Annotated in this window: 10 protein-coding genes; 6 read left to right on the forward strand and 4 right to left on the reverse strand. The window is 70.6% G+C overall.

The features are described 5' to 3' along the window. Positions 1-238 precede the first annotated feature (238 nt). Together STHE_RS00460 and STHE_RS00465 are read left to right on the forward strand one after the other, a co-directional pair. Entirely contained in the window at positions 239-814 is a 576-nt protein-coding gene (locus STHE_RS00460; protein WP_012870582.1) for an RNA polymerase sigma factor, read from the forward strand. After that, entirely contained in the window at positions 815-3,106 is a 2,292-nt protein-coding gene (locus STHE_RS00465; RefSeq protein ID WP_012870583.1) for a zf-HC2 domain-containing protein, read from the forward strand. It abuts the gene before it with no gap. 158 nt (positions 3,107-3,264) lie between these two features. Here the strand turns inward: STHE_RS00465 and STHE_RS00470 are convergent, their stop codons facing one another. From STHE_RS00470 to STHE_RS00480, 3 genes are all read right to left on the reverse strand, one after another. Beyond that, complete coding sequence (locus STHE_RS00470; RefSeq protein ID WP_012870584.1) at positions 3,265-4,677, reverse strand: M28 family peptidase; 1,413 nt, start codon at positions 4,675-4,677, stop codon at positions 3,265-3,267. A gap of 250 nt (positions 4,678-4,927) precedes the next feature. Continuing rightward, a complete protein-coding gene (locus STHE_RS00475; protein ID WP_012870585.1) occupies positions 4,928-5,821 on the reverse strand; it encodes a DoxX family membrane protein in 894 nt (297 codons plus the stop codon). Between the two features lie 293 nt (positions 5,822-6,114). Beyond that, on the reverse strand, positions 6,115-6,324 hold the full coding sequence (locus STHE_RS00480; RefSeq protein ID WP_012870586.1) for a helix-turn-helix domain-containing protein: 210 nt from the start codon (positions 6,322-6,324) through the stop codon (positions 6,115-6,117). Between the two features lie 224 nt (positions 6,325-6,548). On the opposite strand from STHE_RS00480, the gene STHE_RS00485 reads away from it, so the two are divergent. Beyond that, positions 6,549-8,696, forward strand: coding sequence for a molybdopterin-containing oxidoreductase family protein (locus STHE_RS00485; protein WP_012870587.1), 2,148 nt, complete (start codon positions 6,549-6,551; stop codon positions 8,694-8,696). Between the two features lie 67 nt (positions 8,697-8,763). On the opposite strand, the gene STHE_RS00490 is transcribed toward STHE_RS00485, so the two are convergent. Further along, positions 8,764-9,687, reverse strand: a complete 924-nt coding sequence (locus STHE_RS00490; RefSeq protein ID WP_012870588.1) for an LLM class flavin-dependent oxidoreductase — start codon at positions 9,685-9,687, stop codon at positions 8,764-8,766. A 189-nt stretch (positions 9,688-9,876) separates the two neighbouring features. Here STHE_RS00490 and STHE_RS00495 point away from each other — a divergent pair, with 189 nt between their 5' ends. The 3 genes from STHE_RS00495 (at position 9,877) to STHE_RS00505 (ending at position 14,774) form a co-directional block, all read left to right on the forward strand. Further along, complete coding sequence (locus STHE_RS00495; RefSeq protein ID WP_012870589.1) at positions 9,877-10,203, forward strand: hypothetical protein; 327 nt, start codon at positions 9,877-9,879, stop codon at positions 10,201-10,203. A gap of 162 nt (positions 10,204-10,365) precedes the next feature. Then, positions 10,366-11,589 (forward strand): metallophosphoesterase family protein, encoded by a 1,224-nt coding sequence (locus tag STHE_RS00500; RefSeq protein ID WP_012870590.1) that lies wholly within the window; start codon positions 10,366-10,368, stop codon positions 11,587-11,589. Then, a complete protein-coding gene (locus STHE_RS00505; protein ID WP_012870591.1) occupies positions 11,586-14,774 on the forward strand; it encodes an AAA family ATPase in 3,189 nt (1,062 codons plus the stop codon). Before STHE_RS00500 ends, STHE_RS00505 begins: the two co-directional genes overlap by 4 nt. Positions 14,775-15,078 lie beyond the last annotated feature (304 nt).

Here is a 15,078-nt window from a genome sequence, read left to right on the forward strand (position 1 = left end):
GGTTCCGTCTGAACGGGGCGGACGCTGGGCGGGGTGCGAGAGGACGGATCTCTCCTGCCTGGTTCGCGCGGAGTGGGATGTCCGCCATGATGGCCGCCGGATTGATCCGCTGCTCGCGTCCGGGACGTTTAGTTGAGTAGAGGCCCTCGCGTGCCGATGCGTGCCGCGCCAACCGGCGCTGCCGCGCTGTAACATTTGCGTGCCCCCGACCATCTCATGAGCAAGAAGGGGGCATCGCGTGGAACGGGGACTGGTGGACGGGCAACAGGGAGTCGAGCAGGCAACGGCGTCGGATGCCCTGGCGTTCGAGTCGATCGTGGCCTCCTATGAGGCTCCGATCGCCCGGTATCTCTACGGCATGGTCGGAGATGTCGAGCTCGCGCGCGACCTGACCCAGGAGACGTTCCTTTCGGCGTACCGGGCGCTGCCCTCGACGCCGATCACCAACCTCTCCGGCTGGCTGTACCGTATCGCCACCAACCACGCCCTGTCCTACTTCCGCCGCAAGCGGTTGATCGGATGGATCCCCCTCTCGCGCCTGACGGAAAGCGGCTACGACCCGAGCGTGGATAGCCACAGCGACTGGGTCGTGACCAACAGCGCCGTTCAGGAGGCACTGGAGCAACTGGATCCCAAGGACCGCGCCTGCCTGCTCCTGCGGGCGGCCGGCTTCTCGGGGCAGGAGATCGCCGAGCAGCTCGGCTGCTCGCCCGGCGCAGCCCGGACCCGCCTCTCCCGCGCGCGCGAGGCGTTCCGCCGGGCCTATCACCGGGACGATCCGGACGACGCAGACGACACAGCGGAGGGCCGATAGGTGGAGTGCCGACACGTCCGAAGCGCGCTTCCGGCGCTGATCGACGGGCATTTGCCCCCGCGAGAGGCGGCGGAGGTTCAGGCGCATCTCGCGGTCTGCCCCGCCTGTCAGCGCATCGAACGCCAGTACCGTCAGGACCTCTACGATCTGGCCCGCTACCTGCGCACCGCGCCGCGGCTGCCGATCGAGCATCGCCCGTGGGCCGAGCAGCCGGTGCGGCGCGGCTTCTGGGGCGCGCTGGTGGCCGGCGGGCACAAGCTGGCGGCCGGCACAGCGCTCGTGGCGCTGCTGGCGCTGGTCACCGTCGGTGCGCTTGCGCTGCGCGGCATGGCGACCCGGTCGGGCGGCGACCCGACGGCCACCGCTGCGGTCGGTGCCGCGACCCTGGGCGAGGCCACAGCGGATGTCAGCACGCTTCGGGGGGCGTTCCAGCCAGCCCCGGCGATTGACCCGCGCTTCGAGGAGATCATGGACGCCCTCGATCAGGGGGGCCTTGTCTTCCCGATCGACGCAAAGATCGACATGGACGGGCACGCGGTCACGCTCACCAGGCTGGCCGTGGATCGCACGATCACCATCGTCGAGTTCACCGCGCCGGTTGAACAGTCGAGCGGCACGATCACGCTTGTGGATCAGCAGGGCCGCGAACTGCATCAGCTCTATACGGGCGGTTCAATCCCCCTCGGTGGGCTGAATGATCCGTCGACAGCGACGGCGACGAACTATTACGCGTTCCCCGCCATCGATGCGGAGTCCGGCACTGTTGAGGTTCGCTTCACCTCGGACCGGGGGCAGACGTTGAACACGTTCGTCGACGTCGACCTTTCCCCGCTCAGTGCCCTGCCGCCTGTTGCGTCGACCACGGCAAAGGTGACCGACGGCGGGGTCGGGGTCGCAGCAGAGCGGTTGACGCCGGGCGCAGCGGTGAGCATCGTTCGGCTTAGCACGAGCCTGGTTGATGTCGATCAGGCCACGCTGCGATCTGTCGAGCAGGGTGCCTCATCGCCGCAGGTCACGGCAACGGTGGACGGCTCGCCGGTTCCGGTGGTGGATATCCGGGAGGAGGAGCGTGACCAGGACGGGTCCGGCATCGACGTCCGGCTCCTCGGCCTCCCGCGCGAGGGAACACTCACGCTGACACTGGCCTGGGTTCCGGTTTCAGCTCCATCGGCGGGTGATAACACTGTGGCCACCGGACCGTGGACGCTGACGATCGACCTCGCCAACCCGAGCGGTGAACCGGTTGCCCCGCAGCCGACTCCGACACCGGTGCCCACGCAGACGCCGGTGCCGACGCCGACCCCGACGCCGGTGCCGACCGCGCCGACCTTCCCGGCCGATCTCTACTTCGCCGGCGTGACGCCGGACGGCGTGCTCGGTCTCTGGGTGCAGCCGGCCAGCGGCGATGCGCCGCGCGTGGTCGCGCAGGGCAACGCCGACCTCGATGCCTTCTGGCTGGTGCCCGGCGGCAAGCAGGTCGCGGTCCGGTTTGCCGACGACCCGGCGGTGTACCTCGCCCCGCTCGACGGCGGGGCGCTCCGGAAGGCGACCATGCCCGACGGCCGCGCGGTGACGGAGTACGTCGTCTCCCCCGACGGCACGCGCATCGCCTACGTTCCGGTCGATCGCCAGTCGCTCTGGGTCAGCAACACCGACGGCCGGAACCTCACCCAGGTCCACGCGGTCGAGATTCCGGAGGCGCAGACGATCCACGGCGTGAGCTGGGCGCCGCGCGGCTACACGCTGCGTTACGAGGTGTCGCAGATCGCCGCCGGGTTCCGCCCGTTCGTCGCCACGGTCGGCGGCCCAAATGAGACGATTGAGCCGGTCAAGCACCAACTGCCGCGCGAGGTGCTCTCGTACGCCTGGTCGCCCGGCGGGACGGAACTGGCCTACAGCACCTACAACGGCATCTTCCGCCTGCGGCTTTCCGACGGCGCCGAGACGGCAATCACGCCCGCCGCCCTGCGTGAGGGTCCGCAGCGGGCGATCGACGCCCTCCACTGGCTGCCCGACGGGCGCCTGGCCTTCGTCGTCCACGAGGACTCGACGGTCTACACCCCGGCAGACCTCTGGCTGATGAACGCCGACGGCAGCGATGCCTGGCGGGCGGTCATCGGCGTCGGGCCGGTGGACGTCCTGCGCTGGACCCCGGATGGTGCCGGCTTCGTCGCGCACGTGATCGATGAGCCGGGCCTGACCTGGTATCCCTCGATCCACGACGAACCAGTCAAGCTGGCCGAGGACATCAAGTACGGCGCCTACATCCAACTCGACTGGACGACGAACTAGGATCACCCGGCCCTCACCCCCGACCCCTCTCCCAACGTTGGGAGAGGGGAGCCATGTACGGAGCCGGGCGCGACTGTGTCCGACGCCTGCGCTCCTGAAAAAACAGCCCCCTCTCCCCTTGTGGGAGAGGGGGTTGGGGGTGAGGGGTAAACCCCACCCTATGCCGGCGGGAAATGGCCCGCCTGCTCCTGGCGCTCGAGGATGCCGGCCTCGCGCAGTTGCTCGCGCACTTCATCGACCGTGCGCTGCCGGCCAGGGAACTCGTCGTCCTGGGCCAGCCGCACTGCCAGGCGCGCCACCAGCGCGGCCGCCGACTGCAAGCCCCGCAGATGCACCTTGTCCAGGGTGTCCGCCTCGGTGTGGCCCCAGCCGCGGCCGATCATCCCGGCCGTCGCGTCCCGGCTGTTCAGAGTCCCGTTCGGGATGCCGCGGATCGCGAACGGGAAGTGGTCGGAGTGGGAGTTCAGTTCGTTCCGAATGGCGAAGGAATAGGCCATCTCCCGGCCCAGCCGCTCGAAGTAGGGCACCAGCTCCGGCAGCGACGAGATCACCAGTTGCTCCTGCCCGCCCGTGCCGCGGCCGGCGCCGTCGAGGTTCATCACGAAGCGGAGGCGCTCCGTGTCCTGCGCGGCGCACTGCGCGGCGTGGTACCAGGCGCCGAGGAGACCGACCTCCTCCGACCCGAAGCAGATGATGCGCACGGTGCGCTTGAGCTGGCCCTTCAGCCCGGCCAGCGCCCGCCCGGCTTCGAGCCCGGTGATGGTCCCGGCACCGTCGTCACCGGCGCCCTGGGCCACGTCGTGGCCGTCATAGTGCCCGCCGATCAGCACAACCTCGTTCGGGTACTCGCTACCCGTCACCTCGCCGATCACGTTGTAGGAGGTCGACTGGAAGGTGCGGTTGGTGGTGCGGATGTGCAGTCGCGGCGTGCCCCGCTCGGCCAGACGGCGGATCGCTTTGCCGGCCTCGTAGCTGATACCGATGCCTGGGATCGGCGCCTCACGGTCCTCCGGCGCGTCGCCCCGTGGGTTGCGGCCGGTGAGGCTGCCGGTGATGCGGAGCAGGCCGGGGTTCTGGTTCATGAAGACAACGGCGACGGCGCCCCGTTCGATCGCCCACATGAACTTGTCGGTCCGGTGGCTCTTGCGCTCGCCCGGCCGGTTGGTCTCAGCGTCGGTGAGCACGATCTTCCCGGCGATCTGCGCGCCCAGCCGCTCGAAGTCGGGCAGTTCGCCCTCGCCAACGTCGATCACCTCGGCCTCGATGTCGGCCGTCGGGCAGTAGGGCATGGCGATGGCCGAGAACTCCCGTTCCACGGGCGCGGTCAGGCGCAGGCTGCACTCGCCTCGCTCCCAGCTCGCCATCGGGAACTCCTCGAGTCGCACCCGCTCGAGGCCGTACTCCCGCATCTTGGCCGCGAGGAACTCCGCCCCGGCGCGCTCGCTCTCGCTGCCGGCGAAGCGGTGGCCGATGTCGTCGCAGAGGTAGGCGAGATTGCGCCAGGCCTCGTCCGAGGTCCAGATCTCGCCCAGGATGTGACGATCCATCGCGCGCAGGCGCTCGTCGACCATAGAACCCCCCTCCGTGGGCAAACCGTTCGACAGTGGGGGCATTCTAGCATCGTTCTGGCGGGTGGAAGTGGTGTGTCATGCGTGGTGTGTGTTCCGTTGTGCTCCCCTCACCCCTGGTGGGCTCCGTTCGAGAGGGGCTGGGGGTGAGGGGTCACGCACCACGCAGCACGCACCACGCCCCCCATGCAACAGGCCCTGGGAGTGCTCCCAGGGCCTGCACCGGTGGAGAGGGGGAGGAGGTAGCGTCGTCTCAGGCCGGCGTCGGTGCCTTCGGCCCGCGCGCCGCCCGGAACAGCGCCCCCGGCCGCCAGGGGGCCCCCAGCGCCGGCAGCAGCACCCGGTCCAGCCCCCACCAGCCGGCCACCTTCCAGGCCAGCACCAGGAACACCCCCAGCCCAAACAGCACCGGGTTGGTGCTGGCCGTCCCCGCCAGCATGAAGTTGAAGTTCAGCAGCGTGCCAAAGAAGGCCGCAATCCCCACGAAGGCCCCCAGGATCAGCCCCAGCCCGATCAGCGTCTCGCCCACCGCCACCAGCGGGGCAAACCAGGGATACCACTCGTGCTCCAGCATGAAGCTCAGAAAGTCCCGATACCAGCCGTAGGTGATCGGCGGGCGCCCCTGCTCGGGCACGGCCACCACCCGCTCCCAGAAGGCCGCCAGCGCCGTGCCCCCGTCCATCCAGGCGGGATCGGTCACCTTGTGCCAGCCGGCCGCCAGCCACTCATAGCCCAGGTAGAGCCGCAGCCCGAACCACAGCGGCGCCGAGCGCAGGTCGGCAAACAGCCAGCGGGCCACCGGCGGGTCGCTGATGCCCTGCTGGGCCACATCGGTCGGCTGCCCGGCGGCGGCGCGGCGCCCGGTAGCCACAGCCAGCGCCATGAGCACCAGCCCTCCCAGCAGGCCGGTCAGCAGGTAGAAGTCGCCCAGCGCGGGCCCCAGCTCGCTCAGGGCCTGCTCGCCCTCAAGCGGGCCGAACAGCTCCGAGCCGCCGAAGACCCCGAGGAAGGCCAGTCCGATCAGCCCCAGGGTGCGGCCCACGGGGAGGCGGCGGTCGAGCAGATAGCTGGCACCCAGCCCCAGCACGACGGCCAGGCCGGCAGCCAGCAGCCAGCCCTCCAGCGTCATGTAGCGCACACCGTCCATTGATGCCCCTCCTTGCGAGCTCGGGGAGGACCCATCCCCTCCCACTGCGCTCATCTTCTGCTCTGGAAGATAGCCAGGAGGCCGTTACACTCGGGCGACGGGGTCCTGCGGGGCGTACCAATCACGTAACAGTCGGCTCGCGTCCCTCAGGCTCCCAGGATGGGTCGCCGCGCCGTGCAGTGGACCGGCGCGCACGGTTGCTCTCAACGTTCACGGTTCACGCACGGATGCCCGCCCTGTCCGGCGTGTCTCCCGACAGGACGGGACGCCGCTCCACGGATAAGCCCGTTCGACTAGCGGGAGATACGGTGGAGCCAGTCGAGAACATCGTCGCGGCGGATGTAGAGGACGTTGTGGTCGACCGTGACCGCTTTGAGACGCCGCTGGCGCGCCTCCTCGCGGATGAAATAGGGACTCATCTCGAGCAGTTCGGCCAGTTCCTCCGGGCTGTAGTAGGTGCGGCGGAGCAACTCCTCGGGGGTCGGGTGATCGCGGACAGCCATCGGGCTCCTCGATTCCGGCGAGATCTGAGTGCGACACCAACACCGTCGCAGAACGCACGCCATCGCCACTCGGAGCATCGGCGCCGTTCGTGGTCGCGGGGCCGTTTCGGGAGCCGGTCAAGGCTCCGTCAGCCATTCGCGCTCCCGGATAGTTGGTGTAGACTGCTTCTATGTCCGTTCCGCAGCGGCGTGAGGGGTGCCGCGCTCAGGGTTTGGAGGCTGCTATGCCGGCCACGACAGACGACCGGGCTCTCGTGGTTCGCGGGGCATGCCCGCACGACTGCCCGGATACCTGCGCCACGTTGACGACCGTCCGAGATGGCCGTGCCATCCTCTTCCAGGCTGACCCGGAGCACCCGATCACTCAGGGGTGGCTCTGTGCCAAGGTCCGCCCCTATCTCGATCGGGTCTATCACCCGGACCGGCTGCTGTACCCCCTGCGGCGCGTCGGGCCGAAGGGGTCCGGCCAGTGGGAGCGGATCTCCTGGGATGAGGCGATCGCGGAGATCACGTCACGTTGGAAGGCGATCATCGCCGAGTATGGCGCTGCGGCGATCCTGCCCTACTCCTACAGCGGCACGCTGGGGCTGGTGCAGAACTCGGTGACGGCGACGCGGCTCTGGTACCGCATGGGCGCAAGCGGCCTGGAGCGGTCGATCTGTGGCGCGGCGGCTGAGACGGCGATCCAGATGACCTACGGGGCCCGCTGGGCGCCGGCCATGGCTGACGTCGAGCACAGCAAGCTGATCCTGATTTGGGGACACAATCCGGCCTCCACAAGCCCGCACTTCATGCCGTTCCTGCGCCGCGCCCAGCGGAAGGGCACGCGCGTGGTCGTGATCGACCCGCGACGCACGCGGACGGCACGTTCGGCCGATCTGCACCTACGGCCGCGCCCCGCGACCGACGGAGCGCTGGCGCTGGGGATGATGCACGTCATCTTCCGGGACGGACTGCACGACGAGGCGTGGCTGGAGGCGCACACGGTCGGCTGGCGTGACCTGCGCGACCGTGTGGCAGAGTACCCGCCGGAGCGGGTCGCGGCCATCACCGGGCTGCCGGCCGAGCAGATCATCGAGCTGGCGCGCGACTTTGCGACGACCAAGCCCGCGATGCTGAAGTTTTCCGACGGTGTGCAGCGCCACGGGAACGGCGGACAGACCTCGCGGGCGCTGGCCTGCCTCCCGGCCGTCGCCGGGCAGGTGGGGCTCCGGGGCGGCGGGCTGTTCTACAGCACCAGCGACTATGTGTCCTGGGACGGCGAGGCCGTCTCACATGCGTCGGAGTGCCCGCCGGTTCCGCGCATTGTCAACATGAACCGGCTCGGCGCGGCGCTGCAGGGAGAGGTCACCGACCCGCCGATCATGGCGCTCTACGTCTTCTGCGCCAACCCGGCGGCGTCGACACCCGACCGTGGCGCGATCCTGGCCGGGCTGCAGCGCGAGGACCTCTTCACCGTCGTCCACGAGTTGTTCATGACCGACACGGCGCAGTACGCCGACATTGTCCTTCCGGCTACGAGCCAGTTGGAGCATGTCGACCTCCACAAGGGGTACGGTCACCGATTCCTGCAGTACAACCACGCGGCGATCCCGCCGCTGGGGGAGGCGAAGAGCGACTGGGACGTGATGCGCCTGCTGGCGGCAGCGATGGGTTACGACGAACCGTGGCTGAAGCAGTCCGCCGACGAGGTCATCGCCGAGATCCTCGACGCCACCCGTGCCCGCAATCCGTGGCTGGAGGGGATCACGCTGGAGCGCCTGCAGCGCGAGGGGACCGTGCCGATCGGGGCCGAGGTCGCGAACCTGGTGCCGTTCGCCGACGGCCGCTTCCCGACGCCCTCCGGCAAGCTGGAGCTACGCTGCGACGCGCTGGCGGCCGAGGGGCTCGACCCGTTGCCCGACTGGACCCCGCCAGCCGAGTTTGCGGACCGCGCCTGGGACGACCCGTCCGACCGGCGGTTGGTGCTGATCTCCGGTGCGGCGCACCACTTCGTCTCCAGCAGCCTGGCGAATGTGCCGAAGCTGGCAGCGTTGGAGGGGACACCCTACGTCGAGATCAACCCGGAGGATGCGGCGGCGCGCGGCATCGCCGACGGGGACGATGTCGTGGTTGAGAACGCGCGCGGCTGGTGCCGCCTGCGCGCGGTGGTGACCGACGACGTGCCGCCCGGTGTAGCGGTCTCCCCGAAGGGGTTCTGGGGCATCCACTCACCCGAAGGCCGGAACATCAACAACACGACCTCCGCCGCGCTGGCGGACCTGGCCGGGCAGAGCACCTTCCATAGCAACCTGGTCGAGATCCGCCCGGCAGCCACTGCCGCGAGCGATGCGACGGTTCACCCCGCCGCTGCGCCGGCCGGGGAGAGCTGATCGGGTCGTTGCACGGCAGGAGCGCCGGCACGTTACCGGCGCTCCTGATCCGGTGTCTCTTGACACCTCACGCCAGCGCGGGCATGACCTCCTCGACGAAGGCCTGGAGGGCGTCCCAGTCGACCGGGGGACGGATCACGAGGTTAACCCACTCCGCGCCCGCGTCGCGGTAGGCGCCCAGGCGGGCGATGGCTTCGGCCGGTCCGCCGGTCAGTTGACCGTCGGCACGGGCGACGGCCTCCTCCTGAAGCTGGGCGTGCATCTTCTCGATCGCGGCGGGCGCCGCCGCGGCGGTCGCGCCCATGTAGAACCCGACGTTGACCGAGCGCTCGATCGTGGCCGGGTCGCGCCCCTCTTTCTCACACCACTGGTCCAGCACGGTGGATTTCCGCTGGTACTCCTCCGGTCCGACATAGGCGGCGTTCCAGCCGTCGGCGTAGCGGGCGGCGATCCGCAGGGTGCGGCGCTCGCCGGTCCCGCCGATCCAGAGCGGCAGGCGGCCGCGCACCGGCTTGGGGTTGGCGTAGGCGTTGTTGAGCTGGACGTAGCGGCCGTCCAGGTCGGTCGTCTCCTGGGTCAAGAGCCCGGTCATGGCCCGCGCGCTCTCCTCCAGGTGGTCCATGCGATCCCGGATGGGCGGGAAGGGGTAGCCGTAGGCGCGATACTCCGGCTCGTGCCAGCCGGCGCCGAGCCCGACTTCGGCGCGCCCGCCACTCAGGTGGTCGATCGTTACCATCGACTTGGCCAAGAGTCCCGGGTTGCGGAAGGCGGCAGCGAAGACGAGGCAGCCGATACGGATCGAGCGCGTCTCGCAGGCCATCGCGGCCATGAGCGGCACTGCTTCGAAGTGCGGCGCGGCGGGGTCGGTGCGGCAGTAGAAATGATCCCAGACGGAGACCCAGATGAAACCGTTCTGGTCGGCGTATGTCCAGAGCCGGCGCAGCTCGTCGATCCCACAGTTCTGCTGGCCGACATGGATCCCGAAGCGCATGGTCGATGCTCCCTCCAACGGCTGTGTACGGCGCGGTGCGCGTGCCCGGCTACGATAGCGAAACGTACGCGCGGGTTGCTGTCAATCCGTGCCGCTATGGGCAGGCCCGAACCCGGCGGTATACTCGGAGAGCCGCCATCTGGTCGGTTCACGGATGGGTGCGCTGGAGCGACAGGAGAGCGAGGATCCATGATCGACCCGAACGCGGCGCTGCGGCTCGCGCGAAGATACGGCGTGTCCGTGGCGCAGGCCGAGGCGTTCCTCGAGTTTGCGGGCGGCAATGAGGCCGCCGCCGGTTGTGGCCTCGCGGCTCGGTCGCGGGGGATGCCGGAGATTCAGGCTCTGGCGGTGGTGACGGCCATGGCCGGGGCGCCGTATCGTGCGGGGCAGTACTGGCAGCGCCATCCGCCGCTGCTTCCCTCGCTCGCGGGCCTGGCCGCGTGGATGGGCGGGGCGGACGCCCTGGGCGATGGGTGGCGCGTCGTCTGGCGGCGATCCCGGCCGTCCGATGACTGACCGCAGGCTTGTGCCCTGTCGCCGCGGCGCAGACAATAACCCTCATCCCGGAGCCATGCGCAGCGGTAATGGCCGCCGGACCGGACGTGACCCGTCTCGGCGCCGACCGACCCGCTCGGGTAGCTGTGGGCGTTGCCGGCTCGTCGATTTGCAGGGGGCGTGATGCGCTTCTGCTTTGTCCACGCCGCGGATCTGCACCTCGATACGCCGTTTACCGGCCTTGGGATGGTGCCGCCGGAGATCCGGCCGCTGCTGCGGGATGCGTCCCTCATTGCGTTCGACAACCTGGTGGGCCTGGCGATCGAGCGGGGCGCCGCCTTTGTCCTGCTCGCGGGCGGGATCTACGACGGGCCGGAGCTGGGCCTGCGGGCACAGGTGCGCTTCCGCCACGGTCTGGAGCGGCTGGCTAACCGGGGCATTCACGTCTTCCTGGTCGCGAGCGAGCGTGAGCAGCCCGGTGATTGGGCCGCGATCCGCGAGTGGCCGCCGAACGTGACCTGGTTCGCGCCTGGGGCGACCGCGCCGGTGCCCGTCGTCCGGGACGGCCAGCGGCTCGCCACCATCTACGGCGCCAGCGGGTCGTCGTGGCAGGGAACCCAGGGATTTGACCGGGTCGATGCGCCCGGCATCCATGTGGGGTTGCTCCACGTCCTCGGCGCGCCAGATGAGCCGCCCACGGCGGGCATGGACTACTGGGCGCTCGGTGGCGAGCACGCCGCCCAGATCCTGGGCGACGGATCCCCGTGGCGAGTCTACCCCGGCACGATGCAGGGCCGTGGACCCCAGCCGGAGGAGCTGGGGCCCAAGGGTGCCATGGTCGTCCCGGTCGAGGACGACGTGGTCGGTCCGCCCGAGTTCGTGTCGCTGGCGCCGGTGCGGATTCTCTCCCTCACGCTCGACATTGCCGGCGTGCCGGATCTTGCGGCGCTGCGGGAGGACTTGCTGCTGCGCGCCGCCGCGCTCCGTGCGCAGCACCCCGTGTCGGGGCTGATCCTCCACGTCGCGCTTCACGGGGATGGCGCTGCCCGTAGGTCGCTCCTGGCCGATGGCGGGGCGGCCGCGCTCCTCCGGGATCTGCGCGCTCAGAGGTGGGACGGGTCGCCGTTCGTGTGGTGGGCGACGCTGCGCGACGTGACCCGCCCGGCGGGTGCGGTGGCGGCGGCGCGCGGGCGGAGCGACTTTGCCGCCGAGGTGCTGCGGCTGGCGGAGGAGCTGGCTGCCGACCCCGCGCGGTTGCGTGAGGTGTTTGCGGACCGCCTAACCGTGCCACCGGATGGGGCGCTCGACCATTCCTCCGGGATCCCGGATGCGGCTGACGTAGCCGACCTCCTCGGCGACGCTGCGGCGCTGGCCGTCGATCTGCTGGAGGAGCGGGACAGGCCATGAGGATCGCGGGCTGGCACATCGACGGGTTCGGCGTCTTCCACGATATCCAGGTCCGGGACGTGCCCCCGGGACTGACCGTCTTCCTCGGTCCGAACGAGGCGGGCAAGACGACGCTGCTGGCGTTCATCCGGCAGATGCTCTTTGGCTTCCCCAGCGACGCCGTCCGCGAGCGCGCCTATCCGCCCCTTCGCGGTGGGCGCCACGGCGGGCGCCTGGTGCTCATCGGGCCGGACGGGGAGTACGTGGTCGAGCGCAGCGCGGATCTGGGGCCGGGGGCGCTGGTGACGCTGCCCGGCGGGGGCCACGGCGACGAAACGGACCTGGCCCGGCTGCTCGGCGGTGCCGACCACCGGCTGTTTCAGACGGTCTTTGCCTTCAGCCTCGCCGAGTTGCAGGACTTCGCCACGCTCGATGCCGAGGGGATGCACGACCGGATCTTCTCGGCGGGGATCACCGGCGCCGGGCGCTCCACGCGCGCGGCCGTCGCCCGGCTCCGTTCCCGGCAGGAGGCGCTGCTTGCGCCGCACGGAGATGGCCGCATCAACGAGCTGCGGGCCCGGCTGGAGGAGGTGGAGCGGCGGCTGCGGGAGGCCCGCCACGTCGCGGCCGGGTACGCTGAGGCGCTGCGCTATGAGGCGGCGTGCGCGGCCGAGGTCGAGCGGCTCGGCCGCGAGATCGAAGAGCACCGTGCTGCGCAGGCTCGCTATCGCAAGCTCGAAGAACTCTGGCCGATCTGGTATCGACGCCGGGACGCCGCCGGAGAGCTGGAGCGACTGGAGCCGGTCGGGACCATACCCGAGCGGGCCGAGGCCCGGCTCAGCGAGCTGCGTGCGGCGATCGACGCCGCGGAACGGCAGGTGGCGGAGATCGCAGCCGAGGTGGACGCAGCCGAGGCGCGCCGGCAGATGCTCACGCCCGACGACGCGCTTGCGGCGGTCAGCGAGGAGGTCGTTCAGCTCTACGAGACGCTGCCGCTCTATCGCGACCGCCTTGTCGCGGTCCCGGAGGTGACGGCACGGCTCCGCCGAGCACAGCAGGCGCTGAATGACCACCTGCGCGACCTCGGTTCCGGCTGGGACCGCGCGCGCCTGGCCGGGTTCGACCGCTCGCTGTCCAAGCGAGAGGAGGTCCGCTCCTTCGCCGAGGCGCTGGAGCAGGCCGAGGCGGCGGTGATGCGCGCCCAGGCCGTGGCCCGGCACGCCGCCGAACAGCGCGAGCAGGCCGCGGCAGCGCTGGACGCGCTGCGCCGGGAGCTGGAGACCGCCCCGCCCGCACCCGACGCGGACGAGGTAGACCGGCTCGATGCGGCCGTCCGCCGCGTGCGGACCGCCGTCGCCGAGCGGGCGAGTGTGCAGGCACGTATCCAGGCGGCGACCGAAACGCTGCAGCAGATCGAGTCGCTGCGCGAGCGCGCCGAGCCGACTTCGAGCGCGATCTCGCCGAACTGGGTCCGGCTCGGGCTCTGGGGCCTGGCCCTGGCGCTTGGTGGGCTGGCCGCGCTGGTGAGCGATAGCGATGTCTCACCGCTCCTCGCCCTGGCCGCGGTGCTGGCGGCCGTTGCCGCCCTTGTCGCCGGGCGGCGTGCGTCGGAGGGGGTCACGCTCGACGGCGCGGTCAAGGAGACTTTCAGCGAGCAGCAGCAGCGTATCCAGGGAGATCTCGACGCCTATCAGGCCCGGCTGCGTGCGATCGATGCGGCGATCGAGGCCGACGCGAAGGTGCTCGAGCTGTCGACCCCGCCTGATGAGGCGGCGGTGGAGGCCGCGGCTGAGCGGGTCGCACGGATGCGCGCGGCGCAGGATGAACGACTGCGCAGGCACCTGGACATCGAGGCTGCCGAGACGCGGCTGCGCGATGCGGAAACGGCGAGTGAGCAGGCCGACGCGGCCGTCCGCGACGCCACCGCCGAGCGTGACCGCGCCCAGGGTGCGTGGGACGACTGGAAGCGGCGAGAGGGTGTGCCGGCCGAACTGACGCCGCGCGGGGTGCTCGACTTCTTCGAGTCGATCGGGCAGGGCCGCGAGGCGCTGCGTGAGGTGGAAGCGGCCGAGCGGGAGGCCCGGCAGATCACCCAGTTCGTCGTCGCCTTTGAGCGCCGCGCGGGGGAGGCGCTGGGTGCCGTTGGTCTGCCGGCCGATGCTCGGGGGCTCGAGCTGGCTACCGCGATCGAGAAGCTGCGGGAGCGCGTCGAGCGCGACCGGGAGATTCGACGCGAGCGCGCGGCGGTCGAAGAGACCCTGGGGCGCCTGCGATCCCGTCTGGTAGCCGCCCAGCGCGACCGCGACGGCCTGCGCGACCGGTGGGCCGCTCTCCTGGCTGAGGTGGGCGCCACGAACGAGGCCGATTTCTACCGCCGGCTCGACATCGCCCGCCGCCGCGAGGAGCTGGCCGCGGTGGTCCGGGAGTGCGACCAGCGGATCGCCGAGCAGATCGGCGACGGCCCCGCGGCCGCGCTGATGCGCGAGGAGCTGGCAACCGGTGCGGTCGACCGCTGGCAGCGCGCGGCCGAGGACGCCGGTCGGGCCATGCTGGCGGCCACCGAGGCGCGCGATCGGGCCATCGCCGCTCGCCGCGAGGCAGAGTTGGCCCGGCGGCAGCTCGAGAAATCGACCGAGATCGCCGACCTCGAGCTGGAGCATGCCGGGTTGCTCCAGGAGTATGCCGAGGCCGTGCGCGCCTGGCGCGTCGCGGGGCTGGCTGTGGGGTTGATCGAGGAGACGCTGGCGCGCTACGAGCGCGAGCGGCAGCCCGCAGTGCTGGCCTACGCGTCACGGCTGTTCCACGACATCACCGGCGGGCAGTACACGGGACTCCTCCAGCGTGACCGCCACCTCGTCGTCCTCGACCGGGACGGGCGCGCCCGCGCGCTCGACACCCTGAGCCGGGGCACGGCCGAACAACTGTATCTCTGTATCCGCCTCGGGCTCGCGGCGGAGTTCGCCCGGCGAGCGGTCGCCCTGCCGCTGGTGATGGACGACATCCTGGTCAACTTCGACCCCGAGCGTGCCCGCGTTGTGGCCGAGGCGCTGGCGGCCGTCGCCAAGCAGCACCAGGTGCTCCTCTTCACCTGTCACCCGGAGACCGCGGACCTGATCCGCGAGGTAGCCCCCACCAGCGGCCAGTACCTCATGTCCCGCTACGGCGGCGAGATCCGCCCCGTTCCCTCTGGATTGACGGCGGGGTAGGGAACGGCGCGAGCTCGCATGGTGAGGCAGCTCCCAGGAGGCATGGAGGTCAACGAATAGGGACCCGAGCGTGGCCCGTGCCCGGGGGTGAACCCCCGGGCTGACAACGAAAGCCCGCTGAAGCGGGCTGGGGTGGAACAGAAGTGTCACCCTGGCGTTGAGTGCCCGCCGTCCGGTAGGTGTCCGGGGCTCAAGCTGCCGGGCTGAATAGTGGAAAGCCCACTGAAGGGCTGTGATGCCGACATGTGGGCGTATCCGATCCGGCCTCCCACCGGACGCCGCGTCCCCACCCCCTTCAGTGGGC

It is taken from the genome of Sphaerobacter thermophilus DSM 20745 (genome assembly GCF_000024985.1).
GTDB classification, from domain to species: domain Bacteria; phylum Chloroflexota; class Chloroflexia; order Thermomicrobiales; family Thermomicrobiaceae; genus Sphaerobacter; species Sphaerobacter thermophilus.